15 protein-coding genes are annotated in these 16,251 nt (G+C 40.6%); 11 read left to right on the forward strand and 4 right to left on the reverse strand.

Going from position 1 to position 16,251, the window contains the following annotated elements; genetic code table 11:
* Nucleotides 1-270 precede the first annotated feature (270 nt).
* Complete coding sequence (locus tag ACWF5P_RS12200) at nt 271-1,437, reverse strand: MFS transporter (protein ID WP_434168435.1); 1,167 nt, start codon at nt 1,435-1,437, stop codon at nt 271-273.
* Nucleotides 1,438-1,624: 187 nt separating this feature from the next.
* On the opposite strand from ACWF5P_RS12200, the gene cax reads away from it, so the two are divergent.
* Both cax and ACWF5P_RS12210 read left to right on the forward strand, forming a co-directional pair.
* Nucleotides 1,625-2,683, forward strand: a complete 1,059-nt coding sequence (gene cax, locus ACWF5P_RS12205) for a calcium/proton exchanger (RefSeq protein WP_101225035.1) — start codon at nt 1,625-1,627, stop codon at nt 2,681-2,683.
* 469 nt (nt 2,684-3,152) lie between these two features.
* Nucleotides 3,153-3,965, forward strand: coding sequence for a YfkD family protein (locus ACWF5P_RS12210; RefSeq protein WP_434168436.1), 813 nt, complete (start codon nt 3,153-3,155; stop codon nt 3,963-3,965).
* Nucleotides 3,966-4,001: 36 nt separating this feature from the next.
* On the opposite strand, the gene yfkAB is transcribed toward ACWF5P_RS12210, so the two are convergent.
* Complete coding sequence (yfkAB, locus tag ACWF5P_RS12215) at nt 4,002-5,129, reverse strand: radical SAM/CxCxxxxC motif protein YfkAB (RefSeq protein WP_434168437.1); 1,128 nt, start codon at nt 5,127-5,129, stop codon at nt 4,002-4,004.
* A gap of 149 nt (nt 5,130-5,278) precedes the next feature.
* Here yfkAB and ACWF5P_RS12220 point away from each other — a divergent pair, with 149 nt between their 5' ends.
* Both ACWF5P_RS12220 and ACWF5P_RS12225 read left to right on the forward strand, forming a co-directional pair.
* Entirely contained in the window at nt 5,279-5,464 is a 186-nt protein-coding gene (locus ACWF5P_RS12220) for an SE1561 family protein (protein ID WP_101224874.1), read from the forward strand.
* Between the two features lie 294 nt (nt 5,465-5,758).
* Nucleotides 5,759-7,327, forward strand: a complete 1,569-nt coding sequence (locus ACWF5P_RS12225) for a fumarate hydratase (protein ID WP_133351834.1) — start codon at nt 5,759-5,761, stop codon at nt 7,325-7,327.
* Between the two features lie 47 nt (nt 7,328-7,374).
* Here ACWF5P_RS12225 and ACWF5P_RS12230 read toward each other — a convergent pair whose 3' ends face one another.
* A complete protein-coding gene (locus ACWF5P_RS12230) occupies nt 7,375-7,512 on the reverse strand; it encodes a hypothetical protein (RefSeq protein WP_170971547.1) in 138 nt (45 codons plus the stop codon).
* Nucleotides 7,513-7,621: 109 nt separating this feature from the next.
* On the opposite strand from ACWF5P_RS12230, the gene ACWF5P_RS12235 reads away from it, so the two are divergent.
* The 6 genes from ACWF5P_RS12235 (at nt 7,622) to ACWF5P_RS12260 (ending at nt 13,354) form a co-directional block, all read left to right on the forward strand.
* On the forward strand, nt 7,622-7,807 hold the full coding sequence (locus ACWF5P_RS12235; RefSeq protein WP_101224872.1) for a hypothetical protein: 186 nt from the start codon (nt 7,622-7,624) through the stop codon (nt 7,805-7,807).
* Nucleotides 7,808-8,163: 356 nt separating this feature from the next.
* On the forward strand, nt 8,164-8,949 hold the full coding sequence (gene pdaA, locus ACWF5P_RS12240; RefSeq protein ID WP_101224871.1) for a delta-lactam-biosynthetic de-N-acetylase: 786 nt from the start codon (nt 8,164-8,166) through the stop codon (nt 8,947-8,949).
* A gap of 122 nt (nt 8,950-9,071) precedes the next feature.
* Nucleotides 9,072-9,956: a DNA-3-methyladenine glycosylase family protein gene (locus ACWF5P_RS12245; protein WP_452444904.1), complete on the forward strand. Its 885-nt coding sequence runs from the start codon at nt 9,072-9,074 to the stop codon at nt 9,954-9,956.
* Nucleotides 9,953-11,341, forward strand: coding sequence for a 23S rRNA (uracil(1939)-C(5))-methyltransferase RlmD (rlmD, locus tag ACWF5P_RS12250; protein WP_101224869.1), 1,389 nt, complete (start codon nt 9,953-9,955; stop codon nt 11,339-11,341). Before ACWF5P_RS12245 ends, rlmD begins: the two co-directional genes overlap by 4 nt.
* 395 nt (nt 11,342-11,736) lie before the next feature.
* Nucleotides 11,737-12,699 (forward strand): tRNA dihydrouridine synthase, encoded by a 963-nt coding sequence (locus tag ACWF5P_RS12255; RefSeq protein ID WP_101225034.1) that lies wholly within the window; start codon nt 11,737-11,739, stop codon nt 12,697-12,699.
* Nucleotides 12,700-12,826: 127 nt separating this feature from the next.
* On the forward strand, nt 12,827-13,354 hold the full coding sequence (locus tag ACWF5P_RS12260; protein ID WP_452444905.1) for a DUF1456 family protein: 528 nt from the start codon (nt 12,827-12,829) through the stop codon (nt 13,352-13,354).
* 148 nt (nt 13,355-13,502) lie between these two features.
* Here the strand turns inward: ACWF5P_RS12260 and ACWF5P_RS12265 are convergent, their stop codons facing one another.
* On the reverse strand, nt 13,503-14,402 hold the full coding sequence (locus ACWF5P_RS12265; RefSeq protein WP_452444906.1) for a 3-hydroxyacyl-CoA dehydrogenase: 900 nt from the start codon (nt 14,400-14,402) through the stop codon (nt 13,503-13,505).
* 286 nt (nt 14,403-14,688) lie between these two features.
* Here ACWF5P_RS12265 and ACWF5P_RS12270 point away from each other — a divergent pair, with 286 nt between their 5' ends.
* Nucleotides 14,689-15,957: an S-adenosylmethionine decarboxylase related protein gene (locus ACWF5P_RS12270; RefSeq protein ID WP_452444907.1), complete on the forward strand. Its 1,269-nt coding sequence runs from the start codon at nt 14,689-14,691 to the stop codon at nt 15,955-15,957.
* Nucleotides 15,958-16,251: the final 294 nt, after the last annotated feature.

Genomic DNA, 16,251 nt, shown 5'->3' on the forward strand with positions numbered 1-16,251 from the left:
TATAATTGAGAAAGATAATCAACGTCATTTCTCTGGATAAAATATGAAAGCTGCCACCGTAATTGCGATGACAGCAATGTTTTCAAAGGTTTTTAAACGTAATGTCCCTTTTGTTATTATTATAATACCACATATCCTATTCAGAAATAAAGAAGAATGATTCTAATCTAGTAAAAAATATAAAGTGCATCCTAACCAAATATTCAGCCGCTATTGAGAAATACCTTTCAAATTGAATAATAAAAGAAGTAGTCCAGATAATAAACTATACTAAATAACTGAAGCAGGCATTTTCTCCTTAAACAAGGCCAACGAAATGAGGACAAGGAAAAGCATGATGCTGATCATATAGAAAAAATTCCCGCCTTGTATATGTTCAATGACAAGGCCGCCAAAAAACGGACCGCTGATGCTACCGAGGCTAAAGAAGATACTGCATAATAAATTTCCAGCAGGTAATAGGTTTCGAGGCAAAAGGTCTGCCATATAACTGATTCCCAGCGAGAAAGTCGAACCAACCATCATTCCGCCAAACATAAAGCAAATGAATAGACCAAGCACTGAATAAGAATAAACCCCTGCAAGAGTGAATATGGCAAACCCGGAAAAAAGTATCGTCAGCAAGGTCTTTCGCCGGCCAAAACGGTCACTTATCATCCCCAAGGGAATCTGGGTAAGCAGGGTCCCCGCGGAAAATGCCGGGATGATGATGGATACTGCGGTTAAATCGATTCCGGAGCGCAGGGCGAATACAGGGAAATTGCTATTCAATGATGCTTCAAGCACGCCAAATGTGAACGGAAGTAAAAAAGCGACCCAAGCTATGCGGCTAACTTTCGTAAACCTTTTGAGTGTGCCAAAGAATGATGTGTTTTCAGAATCATCCTGTTCAGGGAGCTCATTTCCAATAAGGAAAACAGTGGACCAAGCTAGAAGGCTAAGTATGGATGTGATGATGAAAGGTAAAGACTGATTAATCTCGAGAAGCTTCGTCATCATCGGGCCAACCATGAACCCAAGACTGAAGAAAAGTCCATAAATGGCAAGATTCCTTCCGCGCTTCGTTTTTGGTGAAATGGCAGTGATCCATGTCTGGGTAGCAAAGTGAAGTGTATGATCGCCGATTCCAATGAAGAAACGCAGGACGAACCAAAACCAGAATGATTTCCAAACAGGAAATAATGCAAGCGATAGAATGACCGTTATACCGCCAAATAATATCAAAGGCTTATAGCCGTATTTACGGAGCGGGGCTTCCATAAAAGGAGAAATCAACAGAATTCCAAGATAAAGCGAGGCTGCATGAAACCCGTTTAGGGATGAGCTAATTCCGTCATTTTCAAAAATGATGGCAATGATCGGCAGAAGCATCCCTTGAGAAAACCCCGATATGCCGACAATTAAGATTAAAACGCTAAAAAGCAATTTATTATTCATAAAATCAAGTCTCCTAAGAAATGTATACCTTCTGATGTTACATCTTAGGAAGAGGATTAAGCAATAGAAATTTGGGTAAATATTGACAAGAAGAGAGAGGATGATAAAATTTTCCTTTGTCATCTCCCGAAGATTATGTATGATAGTTTTTGTTACATAAAGGAATTATAGGATTGTGAGGAGAAGTATCGTGAATAAAATATTTTTTGGGCTTGTCCTGTTAGGCGTCCCTATATCAGTCATTGGGTCATTATTGCATTGGCCGAGCGTGATCATGTTCATCGTATATTGCTTAACCATCGTTGCGCTAGCAGGATTCATGGGCCGTGCGACTGAAAGCTTAGCGATCGTTATGGGACCAAGGATTGGCGGTCTCTTGAATGCAACCTTTGGAAATGCAGTGGAATTGATCATATCCATCTTTTCATTAAAGGCGGGGCTTGTGGGGGTCGTGTTGGCTTCTTTAACTGGTTCCGTATTAGGAAACTTATTGTTGGTGGCAGGACTTTCATTCTTTGTCGGAGGGACTAAATACAAACGGCAGAAATTTAATGTATTCGATGCGAGGCATAATGCCGGTCTATTGATTTTTGCAGTTATTGTAGCCTTCGTCATACCGGAAGTATTCACACAAGATATGAGTGAATCACGTACGATGTCGTTAAGTGTAGGAATTAGCATTATTTTGATCTTATTATATCTTGCTGCATTATTCTTTAAATTGGTTACTCACCGTGGGGTATATCAGCATACGGAGAAACCCGAGGAACATGAAGAGGAAGTACCGGAGTGGAGCAGGAAAAAGGCAATTATTATACTTGCTGCTGCTACATTGGCCGTTGCGTATGTATCGGAGAAACTTGTTCATACGTTCAGCGAGGTGGGGGAAACCTTCGGATGGTCGGAGTTATTCATAGGTGTCATTATCGTTGCAATCGTGGGTAACGCGGCAGAGCATGCGTCAGCCGTCATAATGGCCTATAAAAACAAAATGGATGTCGCAGTGGAAATTGCCGTTGGTTCCACACTTCAAGTAGCGATGTTCGTAGCTCCTGTACTCGTACTTATTTCATTAATGTATCCAACTCATATGCCGCTTGTTTTCACAATGCCAGAACTGATATCAATGGTTACAGCAGTCTTTCTGATGATCATGATTTCGAATGACGGGGAAACGAACTGGTTTGAAGGCCTTACCTTATTGGCCGCTTACTTCATTATGGGAATTGGATTTTACTTATTATAAGAAATGCAGGCCTTCCGATGCGGGAGGTCTTTCTTTTTATATAATTCAAAAATAAAAATGACTCTGCTCAGGTTAGATTTAGCAGAGTCATTTCTATATTAGTAAATTACCATTCATAAGTCATTCCAAAATTTTTCATCATGCTTTTGTAAAAGTTGAGAAATATTCTAGAGTGTCACACCATCCTTTTACATCAGATTTAAGTATAGGCGAATTCGTTTTCTGTCATCCTTTAAAAGGGTGTCATGGATTGTTCGATAAGCATACCTCCTGAAGGTTTAATAGGTATGAACGATTTCGCCTCCTTTTTATAATGTAAAATAAGTATAACCGATTTAAATAAAAAAGTAAATATTCTGAACTTTACAAATTCATTACAAAATCGAAATAAGAATGAAATGTATAGAATGTTAGCTAAAAACAAAATCTATAACAAAATGATTGAACCCCTCAAAAGGAGTGCGACAGCATGAGAAGAACTATTCTTATTACGATGATTGCCCTAATTGCCTTTATTCAGACGAATGTAAGTTTTGCAGCTGATATTCCAGAAGGCAAAGCAAATCCGAATATGGTGAAAATCCCACCTTCCGTTTTGAATATTGCAAAGGAGAATACGTATCCGAACCCAACCCAGGATCTTCCGATGCTGCAGCCGAGTAAGTTGGCCGAACAATTGATCGATTCGTCGGATATCAAGATTGAAAATCCAGAACTCATCCATATGTTGAATGAATCGGCAATTGCAAAAGCTCCGCTTGCTTTTGGTTACAGGGCGACGATTTACCTTGGCCATTGGGCATTGAATTATGAGTCTTCGGAAACGGCGCCAAACTGGGAGTACCAAAAAATCAATACGAATTACTACGATAATCGCGGCGGTGAGGTTCCATACAGGATCCGTTATGTCCAGGAAAGTCAAAAGGCAGTGAGTGGCGGTCTTACTGCGAAAATCCCTAAGGCAGAGGATGTTCAAAAGATGATGCTGTTAAAAGCCACTGAGAAAACGAATTTGCCGTTGGCTTTTGAAACGATCATCGGAGCTGGTACAAAAAAAGATGAAGTATACAATGTTGCTTCTAATAGGATAGGTTACTTATCCAGTTATGCTTCCGCCGTCAATGAAAAAGGGAAGATCACATATGGGGAAGTGTATTTGAACTTAAAAGGAAGTAAAAGAACCATTACGATAAAGAACATCACTTCACAAGGCATCGGTGCATGGATACCGGTTCAGGACCATGTTTCCTTCAGCTTTACAGTCTCGCAGCAACCCAGGTAAATTGAAAAACTCGCCGGAATGGCGAGTTTTTTTTCTTCATATGGTTGACTTCCTGATCCTGAAGTCCTCCTTCGGGTAGTATGCATTCTTGACGAGAACATTCGGGCCTAGACATTTGACTGCCGGACAGTGGCAATTCAATTCATTGGCGAGTTTCGAATTCATCCATGTTTCATAGGATTTTGTCAAAGGTTGGTCTTTGATATTCCCTAATGTAGGCGCGTCACCGAAATCGGTCACGATCACTTCCCCGGTGAAAATATTGATGTTCAACCGGGAACGTCCATCAGGGTCATTACGAACAGTTACTTTATGTGAACCATAAAGGCGTTGAAGCAGCTTTATATCCTCTTTACTGTTATTGCAAGGATAAAATGGCAGGGTACCGAAAAGCATCCAAACATTTTCATCACGGATATCAAGCAAATGATGCATCGCTTCACGCATTTTGTCCAATGATAAAGTTTCAAGTGCCGAAGCGAAATCGCTTGGATACATCGGATGAATTTCGTGCCTTTGACATCCCATTTCATCGACAATCTGTCTGTGAATATGCTCAAGATGCGGCAATGTCCGTTTATTAAGCATCGTTTCTGCAGAAACCAGCACACCAGCCTTGGTCAGGGCACGGGAATTTTCAATCATTTTATCGAATAATTTCTTTCGCTGTTCCCGAGATGGTTTTCGGTCCATCATGGCAAAGCCGATATCAATGAATTCATCGATCGTTCCCCAGTTATGGGAAATGTGCAGAACATCCAAATAAGGAATGATTTCCTCATACCGTTCCAGGTCAAGGGTCAAATTGGAATTGATTTGTGTCCGGACCCCGCGGCTACGGGCATATTTCAATAGAGGCAAAACATAATTCTTCACTTGTTTTCTTGAAAGCATCGGCTCCCCGCCAGTGATGCTGAGCGAGCGAAGCAAAGGGATTTCATCGAGGCGCTGAATCAATAATTCCAGTGGCAGTGCATCCGGGTCCTTGGGCTGAAGTGTGTAACCGACGGCACAATGCTCACAACGCATATTGCAAAGGGTGGTGGTGGTGAACTCCACATTGGTAAGGCTGAGCTTTCCATATTGTTCAACGTCCATATATGCTTCCCAAGGGTCATACTTGGGTGTAATTGGTGTTAAAAGATCTTGCTTGATTATTGACATATTTAAAACTCCTTACGTAATAATGCACTAACCCATTATGAACAATGGGGACAAAAAATGTCAAATGGCGGAGAGTGCATTTATAGCTTGCCATTGCACTTTCAAGCAGATTTCGTTACGATGAAAGAAGAACGGAAGGAGAGTGCCTCATGGGAAAATCCATTACAGGTAAAAACGAACAATTAACATACTTAAAAGAACGCCTCACGATGTTCATGGAAGTTCTTGATCATATCGAACCGGAAAATACGGAGTTGGAAGATATAGACCGTTTAATCGGCATGTTAGATGATTTGGAAGGCAAAGTGGAACAATTCAAAACCCGCGAAGATTAATATCTGTTTCGATAGTATGATTTTTTCAATGTTAATATTCATGAAGGGATGACGGGAATACTGCGTCATCCTTTTTTAATGGAAATGATTGGTGATGAAATTTAATTCATGGGTTATTTCTGGCGGGTTTGCTCATTTCTCTCCAAATTGCTTTTCATTATGAAAAATAATTACTTGTTTTCGAAAGATTATGTTAGATGTATAATAAAACGGGTGTTGTATCATTCGCTATTTATAGAGAAGCAGGGAAATGATTAAATCTAATCTAGGGGAAATAAGAGGGGGAAGAGAAATTTGGATATTCAAAAATTCCAAGAAAGTATGTACAGTCTTATCGTTGAAACTTCAACGAATCTTCCAAAGGATGTTCGTCGTGCGGTCAAAAGTGCAAAACAACGTGAAAATGCAGGTACTCGTTCTGCATTGAGCCTGACCACCATCACGAATAATATTACAATGGCTGACGACAATGTATCACCGATTTGTCAGGATACTGGTCTGCCGACTTTCAAAATAAAAACTCCAGTTGGCGTGAACCAACTTGAAATAAAAAAAGCAATCCGGAATGCGATCATCTTAGCGACAAAGGGCGGAAAACTTCGTCCAAACGCGGTTGACTCTTTATCGGGTGAAAATAGCGGGGATAACCTTGGGGAAGGTCTTCCTGTCATTAAATTCGATCAATGGGAAAAAGACTATATTGATGTTCGTCTTATCTTAAAAGGCGGCGGCTGTGAAAATAAAAACATCCAATACAGTCTGCCTATGGAGCTTGAAGGATTGGGAAAAGCGGGCCGTGATTTGGACGGAATCCGTAAATGTGTCCTTCACTCTGTCTACCAAGCACAAGGACAAGGCTGCAGTGCCGGCTTCATCGGAGTTGGTATCGGAGGGGACCGTTCATCCGGATATGATCTGGCTAAGGCTCAACTTTTCCGCAGTAATGAAGATGTGAATCCGAATGAAGACCTTCGTAAACTTGAAGATTACATCATGAAGACAGCTAATGAATTGGGAATCGGCACGATGGGCTTTGGTGGCGAAACTACGTTGCTTGGATGTAAAATCGGTGTCATGCACCGTATTCCGGCAAGCTTTTTCGTCTCCGTTGCTTACAACTGCTGGGCGTTCCGCCGTTTAGGAGTGAAAGTCAATCCGGAAACAGGCGAAATAAATGAGTGGTTATATCAAGAAGGGGAGAAAATCGACTTTGCTTTGGAAGCAGAAAAAGCAGCGAAGGATGAAGTGGCAGCCGCTGCAGAATCGGACGTTGAAGCTTCCCGTGAAATCACCCTGCAAGCACCAATCACGGAAGAACAAATCCGTGAATTAAAAGTTGGTGACGTCGTTCATATTAACGGCAGAATGTATACAGGCCGTGACGCCATCCACAAGCACTTATCTGAAAATCCTGCACCAATCGACCTAGATGGACAAATCATCTATCACTGTGGACCGGTTATGCTGAAGGACGAAGAAGGCAAATGGCATGTAAAGGCTGCCGGACCGACAACAAGTATTCGTGAAGAACCATACCAAGGTGATATCATGAAACGATTCGGCATCCGTGCAGTTATCGGTAAAGGCGGAATGGGACCAAAAACACTAGAAGCACTAAGTGAGCACGGCGGCGTTTATCTAAATGCAATCGGCGGGGCTGCTCAATATTATGCAGATTGCATCAAATCCGTCGAAGGTGTGAACTTCACTGAATTTGGTATTCCAGAAGCAATGTGGCATCTGAATGTTGAAGGATTTACTGCCGTGGTTACCATGGATTCACATGGAAACAGCCTGCATAAAGACGTTCAGCAATCTTCATTGGAAAAATTGGCGCAATTCAAAGAACCAGTATTTAAATAAATGTATGCAAAAGACGCTCGCCAAACGGTGAGCGTCTTTTGCATAGCTTACTCCTCTATTTCCGGCAGTGGATCGATTCTTGATGCATCCTCTAAATTCAATCCACTTTTCACAAAATGAACAAACACTCCACCACTTAAACCAAGACAACCAACAAAGCCTAAAGTGATAACCCATTCCAGCATTTCATTCCCCCCCTGCTAATGTATATGAAAAAAAGGCGAAAATTACCTCAAAAAAGTACAATCTTTTGGAGAGGTCGCACATACATTAGAAGAGAAAGGGGGGATTTTCATGCAGAATAACTACTTCTTATTCTTTATGGCCATGCTAACCGGTTTTGCTTTCATCAAACTTCCTGTGGCAAACACGATTTTCTCCGGACTTGAAACATTCCTTGACGTAATCGGAATTGTAATCGTTCTCATTTTCGCTATCGCCATTATTTGGAAGGCGGCACAAGCGCTATTTAAAGGATAAACAAAACATGGAGGGCCAATCCTTTTCGGAGGAGAGGCCCTTTTTTGCGTCTGTCATAGATACTAACGAACTAATTCGGCCTCCGGGGCGTTAATTTGATCCAGAGTGAAATTTATACGGCTCAAGAGCGAAAATACGACCTGTGGCGAGATCAATTCGACCCATGGAGCGAAAAAATCGACCTACGGCGGCAGAAATTCGACCCACGGAGCGAAAAATCGACCTAAAGCGGCAGAAATTCGACCTACGGAGCGAAAAAATCGACCTACAACGAGATCAATTCGACCTTCACAATATCATGCATATAAATCTCCATGTTCCAAACAATAAGAAAAAAGAACATGGGGGATATTCCAATGAAAAAAATGGTGATTTTATCCGCTTTTATTTGCTTGATATGCTCTTTGGCAAGCCCGGCTTTTGCAGAATCCTATAACTGGGGTTTCAATAAAGGAAAAAATGGGACACCTGCCGATGCCGGTAAAAAATTCAATGAAATGCTGCCTGAATATGAAGCGATTTATAAGGGGGATACAAAGAAAAAAGTCGTTTATTTAACATTTGATAACGGTTATGAAAATGGCTATACGGCCCAAATTTTAGATGTCCTGAAGAAACATGGTGCTCCTGGAGCTTTTTTTGTCACGGGTCATTATTTAAAAACGGCACCTGAGCTTGTTGTCCGTATGGCTAATGAGGGGCATATCGTAGGAAACCATTCATGGAACCATCCGGATATGACCAGCGTGACGGACGATGTGATTCGCACGGAGCTTGAGCGGGTAAAAGAAGCAACGGAAAAATTAACGGGGCAAAAGGAAATGAACTACTTAAGGCCGCCTCGTGGGGTATTTAATGAAAGAACGATGAGGATCGCAAAAAAAGAAGGGTATTACCACATCTTCTGGTCACTGGCATATAGAGACTGGATTGTTGATCAACAAAAGGGTGCCGCGTTCGCACACGATGAAGTGCTTAAGCAGATTCATCCCGGTGCGATATTATTATTGCATACCGTATCGAAGGATAATGCGGATGCTTTGGACTCGATTCTGACGGATCTTGAAAAACAGGGGTATGCTTTCGGTAGCCTTGATGATTTAATGATTGAGAAGCAGTTGCCGAACCGAATGCTTTATTAAAGTGAGAAGCGGGTCCTGTAGAGATAATTCAGGTCCCGCTTTTATCCATTCTCCTCAATTTCAAGTAATATTTCAGGAAACATGCTATAATACGTGGAAAACTGCTAAAGGATGGATCGCTTGTGTGGACAGAAAAATTACAGGTTCAAGGACCCTATAATTTCGATCTAGTTCTCGAACGATTATCGTTAGACCCACTTCAGGTAGTTGATTTCACTAACAGGACGGTAAAAGTTCCGCTATATATAGAAAATGAACCAATCGTTTTGCAGGTTCAAGCAATGGGAAATATCGATGAACCATCTTTTATCATCAAAGGTCATTCAGAGGTATACAAGTCAAAAGCGATCGAACGGTTAAAAAAGGTCTTTCATTGGCATCAGCCATTAGAAGGCGTTTCCAGGCATTTCAGGGAATCCGATTTGCGGGAAATCTTCGAAGAGCACCGCGGTACTGCCATAGTCTTGGACTTCGATTACTACAGTTGCCTCGTTAAATGCATCATACATCAGCAATTGAACTTATCCTTTGCCCATACGCTTACGGAACGATTCGTTAAAACCTTCGGCTACCAGATGGAAGGTGCCTGGTTTTATCCGACGCCGGAAACAACCGCCCAACTTAAAATCGAGCAATTGAGAGCCATTCAATTCAGCGGCCGGAAAGCGGAATACGTCATCGGACTTTCCGAGCAGGTCATTCAGGGCCATCTCAACCTTGATATAATGGAAAAGCTATCCGATCAAGAGGTTATGGATACACTAATAAAAATACGCGGTATCGGTAGATGGACGGCTGAAAACTTCCTGCTTTTTGGACTTGGCCGGCCGAACCTATTTCCTAAAGCCGATATTGGCATTCAAAATGCCTTGAAAATATTATATGGCTTACCGCAAAAGCCAACCCAAGAAGAAATGGAGTCCTATAGTGAGAAATGGGCTCCATATCTAAGCTACGCTTCCCTCTATTTGTGGAGAAGCATTGAAAAACGGAGTGAAAAGAAATGACAAACATTCAAGATACAAAACTGGAAGTGGATCAAACCCTTCCCCTTACGATTAAACGGCTTGGCATTAATGGAGAGGGAGTCGGTTATTTCAAAAAGAAAGTCGTCTTCGTCCCAGGAGCATTGCCTGGTGAAGAAATTGTAGCTTTGGTCACAAAGGTGCAGCCAAACTTCACCGAGGCGAAAATAAAAACCATCCGTAAAGAATCACCGCATCGCATTGCAGCGCCATGTCCGGTTTACGCTGAATGCGGCGGATGTCAGTTACAGCATTTAAGCTATGACCAGCAGCTTATCGAAAAGCGCGATATCGTTATTCAAGCGATGGAGCGCCATTCGAAATTCCCGGTTTCTTCATTAAATGTAAAAGAAACGATCGGTATGGAAGATCCTTGGAATTACCGCAATAAAAGTCAGTACCAAGTCGGCCAAAAAGATGGTAAATTGATTGCTGGCCTTTACGGCTTGAATTCCCATAATCTGATCGATATCCCGAATTGCCTTGTACAGCATAAGGCAACAAATAAGGTAACACGTACAGTGAAAAAGATTCTAAAGAACCTGAACATCTCAATATATAACGAAAGAAAAAGAAAAGGTGTTATTCGTACGGTCATTACACGGGTAGGCTTTGAAACAGGTGAAGTGCAGGTTGTCCTTGTTACAGGTGCGGAGGAAATTCCACAAAAAGATCAGTTGCTAAAACAAATTCGGGACCAATTGCCAGAAGTGAAATCGGTCGTTCAAAACATCAACAACCGAAACACATCACTGATATTTGGCGAAAAAACGATTCACCTGGCAGGCGAAAAAGTCATCAACGAAACATTGGGTGACCTATCATACGAACTATCAGCGCGTACATTCTTCCAGCTTAACCCCGTTCAAACTGTTCGCTTATATGATGAAGTGAAAAAAGCGGCAGCCTTAACCGGCACGGAAAAAGTGGTTGACGCTTATTGCGGTGTAGGAACCATTGGTCTATGGCTGTCTGAAAATGCCAAGGAAGTCAGAGGGATGGACGTCATTAAAGAATCCATCGAGGACGCCAAGAAAAATGCCAAAAAACATAAACGCGACAATGTATACTATGAAACAGGCAAGGCCGAGAATATCCTTCCACGCTGGACCAAAGAAGGCTGGAAACCGGACGTACTTGTCGTCGACCCGCCAAGATCAGGCTGTGACCAATCATTACTGCAGACAATCTTGAAAGTAAAACCGAAAACCATAGTGTACGTATCATGCAACCCTTCCACTTTGGCCAAGGACTTACAAGAACTGAGCACTTCTTATCGCGTTGAGGCCATACAGCCTGTGGATATGTTCCCGCAGACGAGCCATGTAGAGTGTGTCTCGCAACTCATTTTAAAAGAAGGAAACTAACGAATCGCTAGTTGCTTTTGTATATAGTTTTTACACTGATGTAAATGGATTAATATATTGGAATCATGTATTGAATAAAATACTGATTTTCTGAGAACATGTTTCTATTAAAACATGTTCTCCTATTTTTTATTCTTCTTCATAATGTAATTCTGGTGGGTTTGAGCGGTAAATGCGTTTTGGGTATTCAAGTCCGCCGTCAATTACATTCGGACCGGTTTTCCTTAAAATAAACATTGCTGATTTTCACAAATTATAAATGTCCAAAATGTACTTGTGTTTGATAATGAGTTATTAAGCATGATATAAGTGTAAAAGAAGTGGAGCACTTGGCTTTTATATTTTTTGACCGAGAGTTTGAAGTTGTATCCATAGTGAGAGGATTTGAGTTTGAAATGATAGATAATTTTTGGCGTGATTTACCACGACCATTTTTTGTACTTGCACCAATGGAAGATGTGACAGATGTTGTTTTTCGTCACGTAGTAAGTGAAGCCGGTCGACCGGATGTATTTTTCACAGAGTTTACAAACTCGGATAGCTATTGCCATCCAGAGGGCATGAAAAGTGTGCGTGGCCGTTTGACTTTTACAGAAGATGAGCAGCCAATGGTGGCACATATTTGGGGGGATAATCCCGAATATTTCCGTCAAATGAGTGTTGGCATGGCAGAGCTAGGATTTAAGGGCATCGATATTAATATGGGCTGCCCTGTACCGAATGTGGCATCGAGAGGGAAAGGTAGTGGCCTAATTCTGCGTCCAGACGTGGCGGCAGAACTTATTCAAGCAGCAAAAGCGGGCGGACTGCCTGTCAGCGTGAAAACACGACTTGGCTATAATGATGTAAATGAGTGGGAGGAGTGGCTGACGCAAATTTTAAAACAGGATATTGCGAACCTTTCCATTCATTTACGTACAAGAAAGGAAATGAGCCAAGTAGATGCGCATTGGGAGCTAATTCCGGAAATCAAAAAATTACGTGACCGTATCGCACCAAATACGCTACTAACAATCAATGGAGACATTCCTGATCGTCAAACTGGACTGCAGCTTGCTGAACAATATGGTATTGATGGCGTTATGATCGGGCGAGGAATTTTTAAAAATCCTTTTGCTTTTGAAAAAGAGCCAAAAGAGCATAGCAGTAAAGAATACCTTGATCTTTTAAGATTGCAGCTCGATCTTCAAGATCAATATGCGGAAGTACTACCACGTTCAATCACAGGGCTTCATCGCTTTTTCAAAATTTATGTCAAAGGATTCCGTGGAGCTGGTGAATTAAGAAATCAATTGATGAACACGAAATCAACAGATGAAGTGCGTGCATTGCTTGATAACTTTGGAAAAGAATGTTGATGGGAGCAATAAGCAGAGTGATCCGGGAATCTGTAAAAGGTTCTCGGATTTTAATCTGCGTTTATTTCCATCCATTTGTGTAATAATGAGAGTACTGTGAATAGAGAAATACATAGGAGGTTTTTGGATGCATAATCATGATATATTAATTCGATTAAGATATGCGCTTGATATTAAAAATAAAGATATGGTAGAGATATTTAAACTCGGGGAGATTGAAGTGACGATGGAAGAAGTCATGCAGATGCTCACAAAACCAAAAGATGATTATTATGATGAATATGAAGAATATGATGATATGGATGAAGAGGAAGATGGGGTAACCTGCAATAACATGATGTTAGAGTCCTTTTTAAATGGTTTGATCATTTTTAAAAGAGGGAGACAAGAGCCAAAACCTGGTCAGCCTCAAAGTCAGGCACCGGCTGTAAAGATTAAGGAAAGTGTGAATAATATCCTCTTGAAGAAACTGAAAATAGCATTAACATTAACCAGTGAGGATATGATCGAAGTTTTGGAAGAAGCAGGAGTCATGATAACCAAAGGGGAATTAAGCGCTATACTAAGAAAAGTGGGTCATAGGAATTATAAAGAGTGCGGAGATCGATACGCGAGGAATTTCTTAAAAGGATTAACTTTGAGATATAGGGGATAACACTGTAACATCTACATTATAAATCAGACCATGAAATCGTGAAAAGTACTTTTCACGATTTCATGGTCTTTTTCTTATGACGATATTGAAGGGATATAAAGTGCAAATAGTAAAAAAAGAAGGCTCTCTCAAGGCACCTTCTGAATCATTAACCTTTTAAAAAGTCTGTTTTTGCGAAATTGGGGTTTGGATATTTATAGAAGCCTTCTCCTGCTTCTCTTCCGATTTTCCCTTTATCGATATATTCTGTTTTCAATAAGTTAGCCAGCTTTTCAATCTCTGGATCACCTGTCGCTTTCGCTTTTGCAAGTGAAATATTATAAGCGGTATTGATTCCTACCACGTCCAATATAGCGAATGGACCAAGAGGTGCCCCTGTTGCGACCATCCACGTTTTATCGATGGTTTCCGTATCGGCCACTCCTTTTAATAAGAGCATTTGGGCAGCATCCAAAAGAGGAACCAATAAGGAATTCAGAATATAGCCTGGCTGTTCTTTATGTAAAGGCAGAGGAACCATTCCAATCGCTTTTGCAAAATCAATCACTTCTTCGAAAACTTCACTATCCGTTGCAGGATGCTTCATGATTTCTGCCGTATTGTTTTTCCAGATTTCATTAGCGAAGTGCAAAGCGAGGAATTTTTTTGGACGGCCTGTTGCTTCGGCAAATTGGCTTGGTAATAATGTAGAAGAGTTCGTGGCGAAAATTGTTTTTTCAGGTGCCACTTTTCCTAACTCTGTGTAAAAATCGGTTTTGATTTGAACCACTTCCGGAATCGCTTCAATCACAAGATCAGCTTCGGCAACTGCCCCAGATAAATCACTGTGGAAAGAAATGCGGGCATAAGCAGCATTAAGATCTTCCTCCGCAGCTCCTATGTCTTCTTTATAGTAGGGCTTCAAATTAGTGATCCTATCTTTTGCACGTTCCAATGCTTCATCATTGATGTCATATACTGATACGTTAAATCCTTTGAATGCGGTTTGAAATGCAATCTGACTTCCTAAAACGCCGCTGCCGGCAATCGTGATATTCTGATAATTCATAGTCATTCTCCTTTATTTCTTTGGATATCTCTACTTGTTAATTATTGCACTTATCATGAAAATAGATGCAGGAATAGCTTTGGATATATATTATTTTCCCTTTAAGGGACCCGATAAAAGCATATTAAAACGTAACACCCCTTCTTAGATGCAGGAGTTTCTTCATAACCATTCCTATTATTTTGAATTGATGATAGCTTGTACGTATTGCTCATTTCATCAGTTGCCCATTGCATTTCACCCGTAACTACATAGTTTATAATAAAAGGTTGGACGAGGTGTAAAAATGGATGATTACCAAAAAGTGATAACCATTCTTGGGAGTGCAGGAGGGGCAGCAAAATCAATACTTGCCATATTGAATAAATCAGCTATTGATAAAAAGGATCCACTCCATCTTTTTATATCCAGTTGTATTATTCACTTAATTGATATTAAACAAAAGGAAGAAAAATATTATCATGAATTATTTCCACACCTAAAAGATCAAATTGTACTGCATCAATTTGATTTAAAAGATAAAAAGCGGTTTATCAAGCATCTTGAAAGCACAAAAACATTATGTGTGATTGATCTTTCATGGGCGGATACGGTTGAAATGCTGGAATGCTGCGACGCATTAGGCGTTAATTATGTTAATTCCGCTTTAGAAAACACAATGGTCGATGAAAATGAAGAATTATATTATGGGTTTCCTCTAATTGAACGGATCAGGCATTTTGAAAAGTTTAAAGATCGATTTTCCAATTCTACAGCTATAATTGGGTCGGGAATGAATCCAGGGGTGGTGCAATGGATGGCCATTGAGCTGTTAAAGAGTGATTCAGAGGAACGACCGCTAGGCTGTTACATTGTAGAGCATGACAATTCGTTTTTTAAGGACAAATCGAAGGCAAAGAATGACGTCATTTACACAACATGGTCTCCCGAGTGCTTTCTGGATGAGGCTATTTCAAGCTATCCAATGTTTATGAATCACCATACACCGCTCTTTTTATATGAAAATGTTTATGATGTCGAATTTAAAGTCACATTAGGGGACAAACAGTTTTACGGTTGTCTAATGCCTCATGAGGAAGTATATACTTTAGGTAAATTGTATGATATGGAAGGCGGCTTTTTATATAAGGTAAATGACCATACGACGGAGTTAATCCGCTCGAAACTGGATGACGCCGATCAATTATGGAACCATGACATGAAGGTTCTCGATCCGCTTGAAGCCGAACTTGACGGGGAAGATCTAGTTGGTGTCCTTATCGTTTATCAAGATAAGGAGCGTTATATGTATAATACATTAAAGAATCGCGATATCTTTTCCAAATACAAAACCAATGCAACATACTTTCAAGTGGCCTGCGGGATATATGCTTCATTATCGGTGCTGCTAATGGATCAAATCCCCAAAGGGGTATACTATGTGGACGAGTTATTGTTAAATACCAATAATCATTACGGTCAATATTTGACCTATTATATGACGAGTTTTGTAATTGGAGAAAACAATCATTCAGATGGTCCTTTACTTCACAGAATGAAAAAGATGAATCAATAATGTGAATTTTAAGTCGGCATCAGAATTGAGCTGGCTTAAATTTCCAACTAAAGTTGTGCACATTTCCTTCTGAATGTGCATAACTTTTTTGTTTTTTGATTTACTTTTTACGTGTAAGTTACGGCAATATCCGGAGCTGATCAGCAGCTCTTTTTTTATTGTTGTAATGGACTTTAACGTCCATTAGTACAATGTAAAACAGACAAAAAAGAGGATAATTAATGCCCTTGCAGACCATAGACAATTTCAGTTTTTTCTTTAAAAAAGTTTAAGAAATTCGCTCCCTTTCCGCCG

This window comes from Peribacillus sp. NPDC055009, from assembly GCF_053608705.1.

What these genes read in the sequence shown, in the direction of transcription:
- ACWF5P_RS12270 (WP_452444907.1), top strand. Translation starts at nt 14,689, where the DNA reads ATGGATGATTACCAAAAAGTGATAACCATTCTTGGGAGTGCAGGAGGG.
- rlmD (WP_101224869.1), top strand. Translation starts at nt 9,953, where the DNA reads ATGACAAACATTCAAGATACAAAACTGGAAGTGGATCAAACCCTTCCC.
- ACWF5P_RS12260 (WP_452444905.1), top strand. Translation starts at nt 12,827, where the DNA reads ATGCATAATCATGATATATTAATTCGATTAAGATATGCGCTTGATATT.
- ACWF5P_RS12255 (WP_101225034.1), top strand. Translation starts at nt 11,737, where the DNA reads ATGATAGATAATTTTTGGCGTGATTTACCACGACCATTTTTTGTACTT.
- ACWF5P_RS12210 (WP_434168436.1), top strand. Translation starts at nt 3,153, where the DNA reads ATGAGAAGAACTATTCTTATTACGATGATTGCCCTAATTGCCTTTATT.
- ACWF5P_RS12230 (WP_170971547.1), bottom strand. Translation starts at nt 7,512, where the DNA reads ATGCTGGAATGGGTTATCACTTTAGGCTTTGTTGGTTGTCTTGGTTTA.
- pdaA (WP_101224871.1), top strand. Translation starts at nt 8,164, where the DNA reads ATGAAAAAAATGGTGATTTTATCCGCTTTTATTTGCTTGATATGCTCT.
- ACWF5P_RS12235 (WP_101224872.1), top strand. Translation starts at nt 7,622, where the DNA reads ATGCAGAATAACTACTTCTTATTCTTTATGGCCATGCTAACCGGTTTT.
- ACWF5P_RS12220 (WP_101224874.1), top strand. Translation starts at nt 5,279, where the DNA reads ATGGGAAAATCCATTACAGGTAAAAACGAACAATTAACATACTTAAAA.
- ACWF5P_RS12265 (WP_452444906.1), bottom strand. Translation starts at nt 14,402, where the DNA reads ATGAATTATCAGAATATCACGATTGCCGGCAGCGGCGTTTTAGGAAGT.
- ACWF5P_RS12200 (WP_434168435.1), bottom strand. Translation starts at nt 1,437, where the DNA reads ATGAATAATAAATTGCTTTTTAGCGTTTTAATCTTAATTGTCGGCATA.
- yfkAB (WP_434168437.1), bottom strand. Translation starts at nt 5,129, where the DNA reads ATGTCAATAATCAAGCAAGATCTTTTAACACCAATTACACCCAAGTAT.